Source organism: Streptomyces sp. ISL-10, from assembly GCF_018614575.1.
In the GTDB taxonomy this organism is placed as follows: domain Bacteria; phylum Actinomycetota; class Actinomycetes; order Streptomycetales; family Streptomycetaceae; genus Streptomyces.
On record NZ_JAGGOJ010000021.1, the window covers coordinates 23,302 to 39,853 of the forward strand.

The following is a 16,552-nucleotide window of genomic DNA, read 5'->3' on the forward strand; positions in this document are numbered from 1 at the left end:
AGTGCGCGAGGCTCCGCAGTGCGGTGGTCACAGTGCGGTGGTCACATGGAAGCCGCCCCCGTTCCGGCGTGGGGGCCGGGACGGGGGCGGAGCCTTGGGGCGACCGGTCAGTCAGCCCATGTGCGGGTAGGAATAGTCCGTCGGCGGGACCAGGGTCTCCTTGATCGCACGGGTCAGCGTCCAGCGCATCAGGTTCTGCGGGGCGCCGGCCTTGTCGTTGGTGCCGGAGGCGCGGCCGCCGCCGAAGGGCTGCTGGCCGACGACGGCGCCGGTCGACTTGTCGTTGATGTAGAAGTTGCCCGCCGCGTAGCGGAGCTTGTCCATCGCGTCGGCCGCGGCGGCCCGGTCACCGGCGATGATCGAGCCGGTCAGCGCGTACGCCGACACCGACTCCATCTGCTCCAGCATCTCCTCGTACTTGTCGTCCTCGTAGACGTGGACGGCGAGGATGGGGCCGAAGTACTCGGTCGTGAAGACCTCGTTCTCGGGGTCCGCGCACTCGATGACCGTCGGGCGGACGAAGTAGCCGACCGAGTCGTCGTAGGTGCCGCCCGCGACGATGGTGCAGGACGGGTCGGACGTGGCGCGGTCGATCGCCGCCTTGTTCTTGGCGAACGCGCGCTCGTCGATCACGGCGCCGATGAAGTTCGTCAGGTCGGTGACGTCACCCATCCTGATGCCGTCGACCTCGGCTGCGAACTCCTCCTTGAAGCCGGAGTTCCAGATCGAGGCGGGGACGTACGCACGCGAGGACGCGGAGCACTTCTGGCCCTGGAACTCGAACGAGCCGCGGGTGAGCGCGGTCTTCAGGACGGCGCGGTCGGCGCTCGGGTGCGCGACGACGAAGTCCTTGCCGCCCGTCTCCCCGACGATGCGCGGGTAGGAGCGGTACTTCTCGATGTTGCTGCCGACCGTCTTCCACAGGTGCTGGAAGGTCTTGGTCGAGCCGGTGAAGTGGATACCGGCGAGCATCGGGTGGTGCAGGGCCACCTCCGAGACGGCGATGCCGTCGCCCGTCACCAGGTTGATGACGCCCTTGGGCAGACCGGCCTCCTCCAGCAGCTGCATCAGCAGAACGGCGGCATGGGTCTGGGTCGGGGACGGCTTCCAGACGACGACGTTGCCCATGAGCGCGGGCGCGGTCGGCAGGTTGCCGGCGATGGCGGTGAAGTTGAACGGGGTGATCGCGTAGACGAAGCCCTCGAGCGGGCGGTGGTCGAGGCGGTTCCACACGCCCGGCGAGTTCGCCGGGGGCTGCTCGGCGAGCAGGTCCCGGGCGTACTTGACGTTGAAGCGCCAGAAGTCGATCAGCTCGCAGGGGGTGTCGATCTCGGCCTGCTGCGCGGTCTTGGACTGACCGAGCATGGTGGAGGCGGCGAGCGTCTCGCGCCACGGGCCGGCCAGCAGCTCGGCGGCGCGCAGGATGATCGCGGCGCGGTCGTCGAACGACATCGCGCGCCAGGCCGGGGCGGCGGCGAGCGCGGCGTCGATCGCGTCCTGCGCGTCCTGCTGGGTGGCGTGCGCGCCGGTGCCGATGACGGCCTTGTGGTTGTGCGGCTGCACGACGTCGAAGCGCTCACCGCCGCCGAGCCGCTTGACGCCGCCGATGGTCATCGACAGCTCGATCGGGTTCTCGGCGAGCTCCTTGAGCTTGGCCTCGAGGCGGGCGCGCTCGGGGGAACCGGGGGCGTAGCCGTGCACCGGCTCGTTGACCGGCGCGGGGACCTGGGTGACAGCGTCCATGAGTTCGGTGACTCCTTTGCGAGGGTGGGGAGGGCTCGGCCCTCGAATCGGTTCCGGGGTCAGTTCTTGGTGATCAGGGAGCGCACGAAGAACAGCAGGTTGGCCGGCTTCTCCGCGAGGCGGCGCATGAAGTAGCCGTACCAGTCGGTGCCGTACGCGGTGTAGACGCGCATCCGGTGTCCCTCGGCGGCGAGCCGGACCTGCTCGTCGCTGCGGATCCCGTACAGCATCTGGAACTCGTACTCGTCCAGTTTGCGCCCGGCGCTGCGGGCGAGCTCCTGGCCGATGGCGATCAGGCGCGGGTCGTGGGACCCGATCATCGGGTACCCGCTGCCCTCCATCAGGATCCGCAGGATGCGGACGTACGCCTTGTCGATCTCACCCTTGTCCTGCATCGCGACGGAGGCGGGCTCCTTGTACGCGCCCTTCACCAGGCGCACCCGGCTGCCGTTGGCGGCGAGCCGGCGGGCGTCGTCCTCGGTGCGGTAGAGGTACGCCTGGATGACGCAGCCGGTCTGTGGGAAGTCCTTCCGCAGCTCCTCGTGGATGGCGAACATCGCGTCGAGGGTGGTGTGGTCCTCGGCGTCGAGCGTGACCGTGGTGCCGATCGCCGCCGCGGCCTCGACGACCGGGCGGACATTGGCGAGGGCGAGGTCGTGGCCGCCCGGGAACGCGGCCGCGGGCCCAAAGGACCCTTGGTCGAGGGTGGTCGGCAAGGGGAGGGACAGGCCGAACATCGACAACTTGACGGACATCTCGGCCCGGGCACCGAGCTCCAGCTCCTTGAGGTGCTCGATGAGCTCCAGGTAGGCGTCCCGCGCGGCGGCGGCCTGCTCCGTGGTGGTGATGTCCTCGCCGACGACGTCGAGCGTGACCTCCAGGCCCGCGGCGGCGGCGTCCCGGACCACCGGGATGACCTGGTCGACCGTCTCGCCGGCGATGAACCGGGCGACGACCTGCTTCGTCCCCGGGGCGGCCGACACGAAGCGGCGCATCTTGTCGCTGCGGGACGCGGCGAGGATCACAGGACCCAGCACGGGGCACCTCCACGGAAACAGGTGTTGAAGGGGGCCGGCACCGACTGCTGGCGTACGCGTCGGGAACAGCACGAAGAACCACCGTGAAACTTAAGGATCGCTCTGTTTCCGAGCCATCGACAGCTGTCACGCATCCGTGTCCCGGATCTCAGACATATGTCTGAAGGGATGCGAGAATGTCGGAATGAAGGGCGATTACCAGGACCTGGTCGACGAGATCTCCGCGCTGATCGCCATGCCCGCGACGCTGGAGAACCGGGACTTCGGACTGATCGCCTTCGGCGCCCACGACAGCGACAGCTCCTTCGACGAAACCACGATCGACCCGGTGCGCACCCGGTCGATCCTGACCCGGAAGTCCACACCGGCGGTCCGCGCCTGGTTCGAGGGCTTCGGCATCGCGCGTGCGATCGGCCCGGTCCGCATCCCCGCCGCCCCGGACGCGGGCGTCTTCCGTGACCGCATCTGCCTGCCGGTGAGACACCGGGGCGTCGTCCTCGGATACGTGTGGCTGCTCGACGCCGATCCCGGCCCGACCGCGGAGCAGCTCGCCGCTGCCATGGAGGTGGCCGAGCGGATCGGCACCCTCATGGCGGACGAGGAGCGCGCCGGATCGGACCTGTCGCGTGAGCTGCGGGCGGTGCTGGCCGCCGACCGCGGCTGGCAGTACGACATGGCGCTGGCGGCGCTGCGCACCGCGCTGGGCCAGGACGCCGACGGGGCGCACACGGTGGTGTGTGTGACGCCGTGGCCCGCGCAGGACGCGCCGTCGGTCCGCGCGCTGCCGGGCGCGGCGGCGCTGTGCACGGTGCCCCTGCAAGCGGGTGCGGCGTCCGCGACGGCGACGCACACCGCCGACCGGCCGACGGCGGACATGGCCGTCGCCGCGCTGGTGCGGCTGCGCTCGGCGGACAACGCGGCTCCGGCGCTGGGGGTGGCCTCCCGGCTCCGCGACACGGCGGGGCCGCCCCCCGGGCCGGCGGCCGGCCATGCCTCGGCCGGCGCGGGAGCCGCAGGCGCCGGGGGCGCCGCGGCCGGCGTGGCCGCGGCGCGGCGCGGGCTCGGTGAGCTCGACGCGGCCTGGCGGGAGGCCACCTCGGCGGCCCGGGCGGTGCTGGCCGAGCCCCGGCTCGGCCCGGTCGCCCACTGGTCGGACCTCGGCCCGTACCGGATGCTGACGGCCCTGCCCCAGGACGCGGCCGATGACCCGGCCGTACGGGACCTGCTGGCGCCCGCGCACGCCGAACTGGCCCGCACGGCCGAGGTGTTCCTCGACAGCGCGGGCCAGGCGGGGCGTACGGCCGCGACCCTCGGCATCCACCGGCAGACGCTCTACTACCGCCTGTCACGCGTGAAGGCGCTCACGGGACTGGACCTGGACGACGGCGAGCACCGGCTGCTGCTGCACATGGCGCTCAAGAGCGCCCGTCTACGACGGTGACGTCCGGGCGGCGTCGATCACGCGCCGCAGCCCTTCGGTGAGTTCCTCCGCGCGGGTTGCCGTCTGCGGGTCGAACGTCCACTGGGCGATGAGCCCCATCATGAGCGTCATGTAGAACTTGCCGACCGTGTCGACCTGTTCGTCGTCGACGTCGGGCTCCTCGCCGCCCATCAGCATCGGGATGATTCCCCGTGCGCCTTCGCGCTGGGCGCGGGCCAGGTGGTCGCGGACGGCGGGCACCTGGTCGCCCATGACCACGATCTCCATACTGAGCCGCCACAGCGAGTCGGGGCCCTGCATGGTACCGATGATGTTCGACCAGACCTCCTCGAACCGCTCCAGTGATCCCGGCCGGGTCCCGGTCGTGGCGCGCTCGCCGGCGTCGAAGTCGTCGGAGACGCCCTCGACCAGCGCGATGTACGCCTGGGCGAGGAGCGCGTCCTTCGAACCGTAGTGGTACCCGATCGACGCCAGGTTGGTCCCCGACTCCTTGACGATGTCCCGCGCGGTGGTGCGCACGAAGCCCCGTTCCAGCAGGCAGCGCTTGGCGCCTTCGAGCAGATCCTCTCGATGTCCCATGCCCGCAGCCTATCGCCGCCCCATACGACCGTCCCATACGCTCGTCCCATACGACTGTCCTATACATTTGTTCTAGACAGTCGTTTAGTACGTCCGTACATTGCTATGCATGACGCAACCCGCCGCATCACCGGTCCACGCCGGGCGCCGCGAATGGACCGCCTTCGTGGTCCTGCTGCTGCCGCTCCTCCTGGTCTCGATGGACGTCTCCGTCCTCTACTTCGCCATCCCCGCGATCAGCCGCGAGCTCGACCCCAGCAGCACCCAGCAGTTGTGGATCTTCGACAGCTACGCCTTCGCCCTCGCCGGTCTGCTGATGACCATGGGGTCGCTCGGCGACCGCATAGGGCGGCGCAGGCTCCTGCTGCTGGGAGCCACCGCGTTCGGCGTCGCCTCGATCGGGGCCGCGTACGCGCAGAGCGCCGAAATGCTCATCGCCGCAAGGGCGTTGCTCGGCATCGGCGGCGCGACCCTGATGCCCTCGACCATGGCACTGGTGCGGAACATGTTCCGGGACGACAGCCAGCGCACGAAGGCCATCGGCATCTGGTCCGGTGCGATGGCCGGCGGTATCGCGCTCGGCTCGGTGATGGGCGGGGTGATGCTGGACCACTTCTGGTGGGGCTCGGTGTTCCTCGTCAACGTGCCCGCGATGCTGCTCCTTCTGGTCCTGGTGCCGGTGCTGGTACCGGAGTTCAGGGATCCGGCCCCCGGGCGGTTCGACCTGCTGAGCGTCCCGCTGTCGATGGGCGCGGTGCTGCCCGTGGTCTACGGGCTCAAGGAGATCGCCTCCGACGGCTACCACCCCGTCGCGGCCCTGTGCATCACGGGCGGGCTCGCGATCGGATACGTCTTCGTACGGCGTCAGCGCCTGCGCGACGACGCGATGATCGGCAAGGCGCTGTTCCGGGCACGCGGCTTCGGATCGGGCATCGCCCTCAACTCCGTCGCCATGTTCGCCATGATGGGCTCCGCCTACTTCACCACGCAGTACCTGCAGTCCGTGCTCGGCATGGGACCGATGGAGGCCGCGCTGTGGAGCACCGCGCCCTCGCTCGCCGTCGGCGTCGCCGCCCCGGTGGCCGGCATGGTGGCCCAGAAGACCGACCGTGCCCACGTGATCGCCGCCGGATTCCTGATCGCGGCGGCCGGATTCGCCCTGCTGCTCTTCTCCGGCACCGACTCGCTGTGGATCGTGCTCGGCGGCGCCGCCGTCATCGGCTGCGGGATCGTCACCGTGATGGCTCTGGTGTCCGACATGGCGCTGGCCGCGGCACCACCGGAGAAGGCCGGTTCGGCCGCATCGCTGCTCGAGACGGGACAGGAGTTCGGTGGCGCGCTCGGCATGGCGGTACTGGGCAGCATCGGCACCGCCGTCTATCGCCGGGACATCGCCGATTCGGCCCCCGCGGGCCTGCCGCCCGGGGCTCTGGACACGGTCCGCGACACCCTCGCCGGGGCGAGTGCTGTCGCCGCGGAGCTGGGCGGCGGCACGGGTGCGGCGCTCCTCACGACGGCGCGCGAGGCGTTCGTGCACGGGATGCAGGGGGCGGCGGTGGCGGGCGGCGCCCTGATGATCGCCGCAGCGGTGCTCGGCGCCGTACTGCTGCGAGGGCGTGTGTGCGAGCGCACTGATGGGCCGGGGGCCCTGGCCGAGGCACTGACGCGGCGTTAGGCAGGTGGGGCCCCCGCCCTCCCCCTACGACCTGGCGGCCGTGGGCGGTACCCCGTCCCGAAACCGGGCTCCACCCGGACCCGTACCGCCCTTCGGGCGTGGGGGACCCTCAGCGCCTCAATCTCCCCCTGCGGCCTGGCGGCCGTGGGAGGTGCCCCCGGCAGGGCTGCTTTGCAGCCCGTCCGGCGTTTGAGGACACCGCGCGAAGCGCGGTACGGGGCCGGGGGCTTGTCCCGGTTACCGGAAAGGGCGGGTAGGGGAAACGTCCCCCGGCCACCGCCCTCGCGCACGAGAAAGGACCCGGTTTTCCGGGCCCTCTCTCGTGCGGCAGTGGGTCAGTCCGTGAGGTTCACCGAGCGCGCCGACGTCGCGCCGATCTCCTCCGCGATCTCCGTGAGCACCGTCTGCGGCACCGTGTCGTCCACGGTCAGGACGACGAGCGCCTCGCCGCCCTCCTCCGCGCGGGAGACCTGCATGCCCGCGATGTTGAGGCCCGCCTCGCCGAGGATGCGGCCGACCGTGCCGACGACGCCGGGACGGTCCTCGTACCGCAGGACGACCATGTGGTCCGCGAGCGCGAGGTCCACGTCGTAGTCCCCGACGGCGACGATCTTCTGGAGGTGCTTGGGGCCGGCCAGGGTGCCGGAGACGGCGACCTCCTCGCCGCCCGAGAGCGTGCCGCGCACGGTCACCACGTTGCGGTGGTCCGGGGACTCCGAGCTCGTCGTCAGACGGACCTCGACACCGCGCTCCTGGGCGAACAGCGGCGCGTTGACGTACGAAACGGTCTCGTCCACCACGTCCTCGAAGACGCCCTTGAGCGCGGACAGTTCGAGCACCTTGACGTCGTGCTGGGTGATCTCGCCGTACACCTCGACGTCGAGACGGACCGCGACCTCGCCCGCGAGTGCGGTGAAGATGCGGCCGAGCTTCTCGGCGAGCGGCAGACCCGGGCGCACGTCCTCGGCGATGACACCGCCCTGGACGTTGACCGCGTCGGGGACGAGCTCACCGGCGAGCGCCAGGCGCACCGAGCGGGCGACGGCGATACCGGCCTTCTCCTGGGCCTCGTCCGTGGACGCGCCGAGGTGCGGGGTGCAGACGACCTGGTCGAGCTCGAAAAGCGGGGAGTCGGTGCACGGCTCCTTCGCGTACACGTCGAGGCCGGCGCCGGCGACGCGGCCCTCCTTCAGCGCCGAGTACAGCGCCGGCTCGTCGACGATGCCACCGCGTGCCGCATTGACGATCCGGACGGTCGGCTTGACCTTGTGCAGGGCCTCGTGGCCGATCAGGCCGAGCGTCTCGGGGGTCTTGGGGAGGTGGACGGTGATGAAGTCGGCGGCCTCGAGCAGCTCGTCGAGCGTGAGGAGCTTGACGCCCATCTGTGCGGCGCGCGCGGGCTGCACATAGGGGTCGTACGCGACGATCTTCATGCCGAAGGCGGACATGCGCTGGGCGACCAGCACACCGATGCGGCCGAGGCCGACGACGCCGAGGGTCTTCTCGCTGAGCTCGACGCCCGTGTACTTCGAGCGCTTCCACTCGCCGTTCTTCAGGGCGGTGTTGGCCTGGGGGATGTTGCGCGCGGTGGCGACGATCAGACCGCAGGCCAGCTCGGCGGCGGTGACGATGTTGGACGTCGGGGCGTTGACGACCATGACGCCGGCCTTGGTGGCGGCGGAGACGTCGACGTTGTCCAGGCCGACGCCGGCGCGGGCGACGACGCGCAGCTTCCGGGCCGCGGCGATGGCCTCGGCGTCGACCTTGGTGGCCGAGCGGACCAGGATGGCGTCGACATCGGCGATCGCGGGGATGAGCTCCGCACGGTCGGCGCCGTTGCAGTGCCGGATCTCGAAGTCCGGACCGAGCGCGTCGACGGTCGCGGGCGACAGCTCTTCAGCGATGAGTACGACAGGTTTCGAGCTCACGTGAGTCCTCACATGTCCAGTGCGGACGGCCGTCCCGACGGCCGCAGGCGGTGGAGGGGGCTAGCCGCGTGGAAGACGCACGACACTGTGGGCCTGACGCGTATGTAGTGATGAGTGTAGTGGTGCACCCGGGTGCGCCTTACGCCTCGGTGGAAGGATCACTCGTCCGTGGCTGGACGAAGTGGCGGGGGCGAGGGGGCCGGGATGCGGCCCCCTCGCCCAGCCGGTCACGCCTCGTCGTTGTCGACCCAGCTCATGAGCTTGCGCAGCTCCTTGCCCGTGGTCTCCAGCAGGTGGTTCTCGTCCTGCGTCTTGTACTCGTTGTACTTCTTCAGACCGCCGTGGTACTCGTCCATCCAGTTCTTGGCGAACGTGCCGTCCTGGATCTCGGCGAGGACCTTCTTCATCTCGGCCTTGGTGGCGTCCGTGATGATGCGCGGGCCGGTGACGTAGTCGCCCCACTCGGCGGTCTCGGAGACCGACCAGCGCATCTTCTCCAGGCCGCCCTCGTACATGAGGTCCACGATCAGCTTCAGCTCGTGCAGGCACTCGAAGTAGGCGATCTCCGGCTGGTAGCCGGCCTCGGTCAGCGTCTCGAAGCCCGCCTTCACGAGCGCCGCGGTGCCACCGCACAGCACGGCCTGCTCGCCGAACAGGTCGGTCTCGGTCTCTTCCTTGAACGTCGTCTTGATGACGCCCGCGCGGGTGCCGCCGATGCCCTTGGCGTACGACAGCGCCAGCTCGAAGGCCTTGCCGGTGGCGTCCTGCTCGACGGCGGCGATGCAGGGAACGCCGCGGCCCTCCTCATACTGGCGGCGGACCAGGTGGCCCGGGCCCTTGGGGGCGACCATGGCGACGTCGACACCGGCCGGCGGCTTGATGAAGCCGTAGCGGACGTTGAGGCCGTGACCGAAGAACAGCGCGTCGCCGTCCTTCAGGTGCGGGGCGATGGACTCCTCGTAGACCTGGGCCTGGATCGGGTCCGGGACGAGGATCATGATGACGTCGGCCTCGGTGGCGGCCTCGGCGGGCGTCACCACGCGCAGGCCCTGCTCCTCGGCCTTGGCCTTGGACTTGGAGCCCTCATGCAGACCGACGCGGACGTCGACACCCGAGTCGCGCAACGACAGCGCGTGGGCGTGGCCCTGGCTGCCGTATCCGATCACCGCGACCTTGCGGTTCTGGATGATGGACAGGTCGGCATCGTCGTCGTAGAACAGCTCGGCCACTGGGATATCTCCTTGGAGTGCTGGTGTTGCGTCCCACCGTACGGCGGGAGGGGACGGGGAGGTTTCGGGGTCTCGCCAGGCGAGAAGGTGTGTCAGGCGGAACGGTCCAGGGCCCGCAGCGAACGGTCCGTGATGGACCGGGCGCCGCGCCCTATGGCGATCGTGCCCGACTGGACGAGCTCCTTGATGCCGAACTGCTCGAGCATCTTGAGCATCGCTTCCAGCTTGTCACTCGAACCGGTGGCCTCGATGGTGACGGCGTCGGGCGAGACGTCGACGGTCTTGGCACGGAACAGCTGGACGATCTCGACGATCTGGGAGCGTGTCTCGTTGTCGGCGCGGACCTTCACCAGCACGAGCTCGCGCTGGATGGCGCTGCCGGGCTCGAGCTCGACGATCTTCAGGACGTTGACGAGCTTGTTGAGCTGCTTGGTCACCTGCTCCAGCGGCAGGTCCTCGACATTGACCACGATCGTGATGCGGGAGATGTCGGGGTGCTCGGTGACTCCGACGGCGAGCGAGTCGATGTTGAAGCCGCGGCGGGAGAACAGGGCGGCGATCCTGGCCAGGATGCCGGGGGTGTTCTCCACCAGGACGGAGAGCGTGTGCTTGGACATGTGCGTCGTACCTCTTCCTACGGCTCTCAGTCGTCTTCGTTGTCGCCGAAGTCGGGGCGGACGCCACGGGCGGCCATGACCTCGTCGTTGGAGGTGCCGGCGGCGACCATCGGCCACACCTGGGCGTCCTCGTGGACGATGAAGTCGATCACGACCGGGCGGTCGTTGATCGCGTTCGCCTCGGCGATGACCTTGTCCAGATCGTCCGGGGACTCGCAGCGGATCGCGTAGCAGCCCATGGCCTCGGACAGCTTGACGAAGTCCGGGACGCGGGTGCCCGCGCTCTTCTCCATGCCGGTGGCATCGGGACCCGAGTGCAGCACGGTGTTGGAGTAGCGCTGGTTGTAGAACAGGGTCTGCCACTGGCGGACCATCCCGAGGGCGCCGTTGTTGATGATCGCGACCTTGATCGGGATGTTGTTCAGGGCGCAGGTGGTGAGCTCCTGATTCGTCATCTGGAAGCAGCCGTCGCCGTCGATCGCCCAGACCGTGCGGTCGGGGGCGCCGGCCTTGGCGCCCATCGCGGCCGGGACCGCGTAGCCCATCGTCCCGGCGCCGCCGGAGTTGAGCCAGGTGGCGGGCTGCTCGTAGTCGATGAAGTGGGCGGCCCACATCTGGTGCTGGCCGACGCCCGCGGCGAAGATCGTGCCCTCGGGCGCGAGTTCGCCGATGCGCTGGATGACCTGCTGCGGGGCGAGGCTGCCGTCGTCGGGCTGCTCGTAGCCCAGCGGGTAGGTCTCGCGCCAGCGGTTGAGGTCCTTCCACCAGGCGCTGTAGTCACCGGTGTTGCCCTCGTTGTGCTCGGCCTGGACCGCCTGCACCAGGTCGGCGATGACCTCGCGGGCGTCGCCGACGATCGGGACGTCGGCGGTGCGGTTCTTGCCGATCTCGGCCGGGTCGATGTCGGCGTGGACGACCTTGGCGTACGGGGCGAAGCTGTCCAGCTTGCCGGTGACGCGGTCGTCGAAGCGGGCTCCGAGGGCGACGATCAGGTCGGCCTTCTGCAGCGCGGTGACGGCGGTGACCGCACCGTGCATGCCCGGCATTCCCACGTGCAGGGGGTGGCTGTCGGGGAACGCGCCCAGCGCCATCAGGGTGGTGGTGACGGGGGCTCCGGTGAGCTCGGCGAGGACCTTCAGCTCGGCGGTCGCGCCGGCCTTGAGGACGCCGCCGCCGACGTACAGCACCGGGCGCTTGGCGGCGGTGATGAGCTTGGCTGCCTCGCGGATCTGCTTGGCGTGCGGCTTGGTGACCGGCCGGTAACCGGGCAGGTCGGTCTGCGGCGGCCAGCTGAAGGTGGTCCGTGCCTGGAGGGCGTCCTTGGCGATGTCGACCAGGACGGGGCCGGGCCGGCCGGTCGAGGCGATGTGGAACGCCTCGGCGATGGTGCGTGGGATGTCCTCGGCCTTGGTGACCAGGAAGTTGTGCTTGGTGATCGGCATCGTGATGCCGCAGATGTCCGCCTCCTGGAAGGCGTCCGTGCCGATCGCCTTGGAGGAGACCTGGCCGGTGATCGCGACGAGCGGCACGGAGTCCATGTGCGCGTCGGCGATCGGGGTGACCAGGTTGGTGGCGCCGGGGCCCGACGTGGCCATGCAGACGCCGACCCTGCCGGTGGCCTGCGCGTAGCCGGTGGCCGCGTGGCCGGCGCCCTGCTCGTGGCGGACCAGGACGTGCCGGACCTTGGTGGAGTCCATCATCGGGTCGTACGCCGGGAGGATGGCGCCGCCCGGAATACCGAAGACCGTGTCGGCCCCTACTTCCTCGAGAGAGCGAATGAGGGACTGCGCACCCGTGACGTGTTCGACGGTGGCGGACGGCTGTCCGCCGCTACGGGCCCGCGGCTGAGGATGGTGGGCCCCGGTGGCCTGCTCGGTCATCGGCTTCTCTTCTCGATGCTGAGGGTTTTTGCGAGGGTTTGGTACGGGTTCGGTACGTGCCGGTGCAACAAAAAACCCCTCGTGCCGTGAGGCAAGCGAGGGGAGCGCGTCGGGAGGTGTCCGCAGAGCCTGATCGGTGCGGCTCTGCTCAGCCGACGCGCTTTCCAAGTACGAGAATTCGGGTGCGCATGGCACTGACCCTCTCCCCGCCGCGCCGTCACTGTCAAGTGGGTGGGACACGCGTCTCACTATTTGAGCCATTTCGCGCAGGCGGAATGCCCACGGTCAGAACCGGCATCGGCATCCCCGCCGGGACCGGGTACTGGTCCCTGACCAGGGCACGGCGCAGCCGGTACTCGTCCAGCGGCCCCGCGAAGGCCATGCCCTGCCCGTGCGTGCAGCCCATGGCCCGCAGCGCGAGCACCTGCTCCGGCATGTCCACTCCGTCCGCGACGGACTGCATGCCGAGATCTCGGGCGATGCGCAGCAGCCCGCTGGTGATCTTGTGCAAACGGGCGGACTCGACGACGCCCTCGACCAGGCCGCGGTCGAGCTTCAGCACGTCCACGGGCAGGCGCCGCAGGGCGTTGATGGCCGCGTAGCCGCTGCCGAAGCCGTCCAGGGCGATCCGTACGCCGAGCCTGCGCAGGGCGACCAGCCGCTGCTCCAACTCGTCGAAGGAGATCCGCGGGTCGCTGTCCGCGAGCTCGATGACCAGCGCCCCGGAGGGCAGCTGGTGGCGGGTGAGCAGCGCCTCGATCGAACCCAGCGGCAGGGACCTGTCCAGCAGCAGCCGGGCCGACAGCCGTACCGCGACGGGGGTCGGATGGCCGAGCCTGCCGCGCTCGGCGGCCTGTTCCACGGCCTCCTCGAGCAGCCAGCGGCCGAGCTCGGCGGTGCGGGTGCCCTCGTCGGCGACCCGCAGGAACTCGGCGGGGGTGAACAGTATGCCCTGCGCCGAACGCCATCGGGCCTGCGCGGACACGGCGGCGATCCGTCCGGTGGTCAGGCTCACCACGGGCTGGTGCAGGAGGGCGAACTCGCCGTCGTGCAGGGCACTGCGCAGCCTGGCGGCCAGCTCGGTGCGGCGCACCACGTCGGCCTGCATCTGGGGCGCGTACAACTCGACGCGGTCCTTGCCGGCGGCCTTGGCGCGGTACATGGCGAGATCCGCGTTGCGCATGAGGTCGGTGGGGCTGATGCCCGGTTCGGCGAAGGCCACGCCGATGGAGGCGGCCACCCGTACCTCGGTGCCGTCGATGCGGTACGGCTGGGAGAGCATGAGCCGCAGCCGGTCGGCGATCTCGTGCACCTGGAGCTCGCGGGCGGTCCGGTCGTGGGTGCCGTCGCCGACGATGAGCGCCGCGAACTCGTCGCCGCCGAGCCGCGCTGCGGTGTCCCCGGCCCGTACGGAATCGGCCAGCCGGCGGGCCGCCTGGATCAGCAGCTCGTCGCCCGCCTGATGGCCGAGACGGTCGTTGACGCCCTTGAAGCCGTCGAGGTCGATGAAGAGCACGGCGGTGCCCGGGTCGCCGGACCTGCGGCCGGTCAGGGCGCGGCGGACCTGCTCGGCGAACAGGGCGCGGTTGGGCAGGTCGGTCAGCGGGTCGTGCTCGGCGTTGTGCTGGAGCTGGGCCTGCAGGCGCACCCGCTCGGTGACGTCCCGGCTGTTGAAGATCAGCCCGCCCTGGTGGCGGCTGACCGTGGACTCCACATTGAGCCACTCGCCCGTACCCGACCTGAAGCGGCACTCGATGCGGGTCGTCGGCTCGTCAGCGGCGGAAGCGGAAGCGGAGGCGGCGAGGAACCGGCGCACCTCGTGGACGACACGGCCGAGGTCCTCGGGGTGGATGAGCGAGGCCAGCTCGGAGCCGACCAGCTCCTCGGCATCACGCCCGTAGACCTTCGTGGCCGCGGGCGAGACGTAACGCAGGACACCCGTGGGCGCGGCGATCATGATGACGTCGCTGGAGCCCTGGACCAGGGAGCGGAAGTGGTTCTCCTTCTGGGCCAGTTCATGGGTGAGCGCGATGTTGTCCAAGAGCATGATGCCCTGCCGGACGACGAGGGCGAGGACGACCGTGCAGCCGGTGATCACGACCACGCGGTCGACACGGCGGTCTTCGGTGACGCTGTACAGGATCCCGAGCGTGCACACCGCCGCGGCGAGATACGGCGTGAGGGCGGCGAGCGAGCTCGCGAGGGGCCGTCCGGTCTGCCGGGGCCCGCGCGGCGGTCCGCCGGCCTCGGTGGCACGGCGCGCGCCCCAGGGTGCGTACGCGAGCAGCAGTGATCCGGCGAACCAGCCCGCGTCGAGCAGCCGGCCCGACTGGTAACTCTCGCGCAGCAGCGGCAGGGTGAACAGGGCGTCACACAGCACGGTCAGGGCGAGCCCCGCGATCGCCGTGTTGACGGCGGAGCGGTTGGCCGGTGAACGCCGGAAGTGGAGCGCGAGCACCATGCTGACCAGCACGATGTCCAGCAGTGGATAGGCAAGGGACAGCGCCGCCGGCGCCACGCTCTCGCCCTGGGCATGCGCGGTGTGGGCGAGGGCGAGGCTCCACGACAGGGTGAGCAGCGAGCCGCCGATCAGCCAGGCGTCGAGACCCAGGCAGACCCAGCCGGCCCTGGTCACCGGGCGCTTGGCGAGCACCAGGAGGCCGACGACGGCCGGGGGCGCGAAGCACAGGAAGAACAGGTCGGCGACCGACGGGCTCGGCACCTCGCGCCCGAGCACCACCTCGTACCAGCCCCAGACGGCGTTGCCGGCCGATGCCATCAGCGAGGAGAGCGAGAACAGCAGCCAGGCGGGGCGGAGGCGGCACTCGGGTGTGCGCGCGTAGAAATGGCACGAGACCGCGGCGACGAGCGCGGCAGCGCTGAGCCCGAAGTCGCCCATGATCAGCGCCAGTTCTCGCGAGCCCCAGCCCAGGGCCGCGCCCACGCCGTACCCGGCGCAGACGGCGGCCAGGGTGAGCTGCGGAAGCAGCGCACCACCGCCCGAGACGGCGTCCCGGGCTATCACCGCTCCCGGGGCGCTCACCGCGCCGCCGCCCTCGGGTGCGTGGTCGGCGGCTGGGGCCTCGCCGGGTGGATGATCGGCGGGTGCGCCGAGCACGGCCGGCGCATCGGAGTACGCACTGCCCGGTGGCGCCTGCACGGCGGAGAGCACAGCAGCCGCCGTCGGCGGCCCCGCCGCGTCGGTTCGTCGGTCCATCGACCCTGCATCGCCCGTCGCCCCCCTCAGGTCTGAAGCCATCACCTCGCGTAGCAGCACCGCCCCTCGCGCCCGGTGCAGCCCCCAGGTCGGGACGATACACCAATATCGTCACTCAGGGACATAGGTCCTCTACTCTCCGTGACGACCTGCGGCGATTGCGGCACGCCGCGCATTCGGTTGACTTCGCAGAGTGTTCGCGAGCCGTCGCGCAGCGGTCAGGAGCCGGTGGTCATCACCACGTTCCGCAGGGGCTCCTCCGCGGTGAACCGGGTGAGCTGATCGGCCAGCAGACGCTTTGCCCGGGGCATAAACGCCGTGGTCGAGCCACCGACATGGGGACTGATCAGGACGCCGGGCGCGTGCCAGAGCGGATGCCCCGCGGGCAGCGGCTCGGGGTCGGTGACATCCAGCGCCGCGGTGATCCGTCCGCTCTCCACCTCTGCGAGCAGCGCCTTTGTGTCGACGACGGGTCCGCGGGCGACGTTCACAAGGAGCGCGCCGTCCTTCATCCGGGCCAGGAAGTCGGCCCCCACCAGGCCCTTCGTCTGCTCCGTGAGCGGCGTGGAGACAATCACGACGTCCGCGGCCGGCAGCAGCTCCGGCAGGTCGGCGAGTGCGCGCACTTCGCCGCGCTCCGTTGCCCGGGCGGAGCGCGCGACGCGCGCCACCCGCGCGCACTCGAAGGGCGCGAGCCGGTCCTCGATGGCCGCGCCGATGGAGCCGTAACCGACGATGAGGACCGATTTGTCGGCGAGCGCCGGATAGAAGCCCGCCCGCCACTCCTCGGCGTCCTGCCCCCGCACGAAACCGGGAATGCCGCGCAGCGAGGCGAGGATCAGCGCGAGCGTGAGCTCGGCGGTCGACGCCTCGTGCACCCCGCGGGCGTTGCACAGGCGTACACCCTCCGGCAACGACGAAAGCCCCGGCTCCACATGGTCGATACCGGCGGAGAGGGTCTGCACGACGCGCACGGACCGCATCGCCGCCAGGGGGCGTATGGCGACCTCCATGCCCTTCATGTACGGGACGACGTAGTAGACGCAGTGGGCGGGGTCGGCCGGGAAGTCGGGTCCACCGTCCCAGAACCGGTACGTGAGCCCCGAGCGGGCGGGCGCGGGCAGGCCGTCGATCTCGTCGGCCGGGATGGGCAGCCACACATCAGCAGTCATGGTCAGGAGGCTATGCGAAGGGATCCGGACAGCA

General features: G+C 70.4%; 11 protein-coding genes. 2 read left to right on the plus strand and 9 right to left on the minus strand.

The window, feature by feature from the left end:
* Nucleotides 1-111: 111 nt before the first annotated feature.
* Both pruA and J7E88_RS24870 read right to left on the minus strand, forming a co-directional pair.
* The gene (gene pruA, locus J7E88_RS24865; protein WP_215184783.1) at nt 112-1,743 is read right to left on the minus strand and encodes an L-glutamate gamma-semialdehyde dehydrogenase; all 1,632 of its coding nucleotides are present in this window, start codon (nt 1,741-1,743) and stop codon (nt 112-114) included.
* Nucleotides 1,744-1,802: 59 nt separating this feature from the next.
* A complete protein-coding gene (locus J7E88_RS24870; protein ID WP_215184785.1) occupies nt 1,803-2,780 on the minus strand; it encodes a proline dehydrogenase family protein in 978 nt (325 codons plus the stop codon).
* 184 nt (nt 2,781-2,964) lie between these two features.
* On the opposite strand from J7E88_RS24870, the gene J7E88_RS24875 reads away from it, so the two are divergent.
* Nucleotides 2,965-4,221 carry a CdaR family transcriptional regulator gene (locus J7E88_RS24875; protein ID WP_215184787.1) on the plus strand — a complete coding sequence of 419 codons (1,257 nt, stop codon included), beginning with the start codon at nt 2,965-2,967 and terminating at the stop codon, nt 4,219-4,221.
* Here the strand turns inward: J7E88_RS24875 and J7E88_RS24880 are convergent.
* Nucleotides 4,210-4,800, minus strand: coding sequence for a TetR/AcrR family transcriptional regulator (locus J7E88_RS24880; RefSeq protein ID WP_215184789.1), 591 nt, complete (start codon nt 4,798-4,800; stop codon nt 4,210-4,212). The two genes, J7E88_RS24875 and J7E88_RS24880, sit on opposite strands and share 12 nt — an antisense overlap.
* A gap of 109 nt (nt 4,801-4,909) precedes the next feature.
* On the opposite strand from J7E88_RS24880, the gene J7E88_RS24885 reads away from it, so the two are divergent.
* Complete coding sequence (locus J7E88_RS24885; RefSeq protein ID WP_215184791.1) at nt 4,910-6,475, plus strand: MFS transporter; 1,566 nt, start codon at nt 4,910-4,912, stop codon at nt 6,473-6,475.
* 335 nt (nt 6,476-6,810) lie between these two features.
* Here the strand turns inward: J7E88_RS24885 and serA are convergent, their stop codons facing one another.
* The 6 genes from serA to J7E88_RS24915 form a co-directional block, all read right to left on the minus strand.
* On the minus strand, nt 6,811-8,403 hold the full coding sequence (gene serA, locus J7E88_RS24890; RefSeq protein ID WP_215184793.1) for a phosphoglycerate dehydrogenase: 1,593 nt from the start codon (nt 8,401-8,403) through the stop codon (nt 6,811-6,813).
* 227 nt (nt 8,404-8,630) lie between these two features.
* Nucleotides 8,631-9,632: a ketol-acid reductoisomerase gene (gene ilvC / locus J7E88_RS24895; protein ID WP_215184795.1), complete on the minus strand. Its 1,002-nt coding sequence runs from the start codon at nt 9,630-9,632 to the stop codon at nt 8,631-8,633.
* Between the two features lie 92 nt (nt 9,633-9,724).
* Nucleotides 9,725-10,249: an acetolactate synthase small subunit gene (gene ilvN, locus J7E88_RS24900; protein ID WP_215184797.1), complete on the minus strand. Its 525-nt coding sequence runs from the start codon at nt 10,247-10,249 to the stop codon at nt 9,725-9,727.
* Between the two features lie 26 nt (nt 10,250-10,275).
* Nucleotides 10,276-12,129, minus strand: coding sequence for an acetolactate synthase large subunit (locus J7E88_RS24905; protein WP_215184799.1), 1,854 nt, complete (start codon nt 12,127-12,129; stop codon nt 10,276-10,278).
* Between the two features lie 223 nt (nt 12,130-12,352).
* Nucleotides 12,353-15,172, minus strand: a complete 2,820-nt coding sequence (locus J7E88_RS24910; RefSeq protein ID WP_215185067.1) for a bifunctional diguanylate cyclase/phosphodiesterase — start codon at nt 15,170-15,172, stop codon at nt 12,353-12,355.
* A gap of 392 nt (nt 15,173-15,564) precedes the next feature.
* Nucleotides 15,565-16,518 (minus strand): 2-hydroxyacid dehydrogenase, encoded by a 954-nt coding sequence (locus tag J7E88_RS24915; RefSeq protein WP_215184801.1) that lies wholly within the window; start codon nt 16,516-16,518, stop codon nt 15,565-15,567.
* Nucleotides 16,519-16,552 lie beyond the last annotated feature (34 nt).

What these genes read in the sequence shown, in the direction of transcription:
- ilvN (WP_215184797.1), bottom strand. Translation starts at nt 10,249, where the DNA reads ATGTCCAAGCACACGCTCTCCGTCCTGGTGGAGAACACCCCCGGCATC.
- J7E88_RS24905 (WP_215184799.1), bottom strand. Translation starts at nt 12,129, where the DNA reads ATGACCGAGCAGGCCACCGGGGCCCACCATCCTCAGCCGCGGGCCCGT.
- J7E88_RS24885 (WP_215184791.1), top strand. Translation starts at nt 4,910, where the DNA reads ATGACGCAACCCGCCGCATCACCGGTCCACGCCGGGCGCCGCGAATGG.
- J7E88_RS24880 (WP_215184789.1), bottom strand. Translation starts at nt 4,800, where the DNA reads ATGGGACATCGAGAGGATCTGCTCGAAGGCGCCAAGCGCTGCCTGCTG.
- J7E88_RS24875 (WP_215184787.1), top strand. Translation starts at nt 2,965, where the DNA reads ATGAAGGGCGATTACCAGGACCTGGTCGACGAGATCTCCGCGCTGATC.
- J7E88_RS24915 (WP_215184801.1), bottom strand. Translation starts at nt 16,518, where the DNA reads ATGACTGCTGATGTGTGGCTGCCCATCCCGGCCGACGAGATCGACGGC.
- pruA (WP_215184783.1), bottom strand. Translation starts at nt 1,743, where the DNA reads ATGGACGCTGTCACCCAGGTCCCCGCGCCGGTCAACGAGCCGGTGCAC.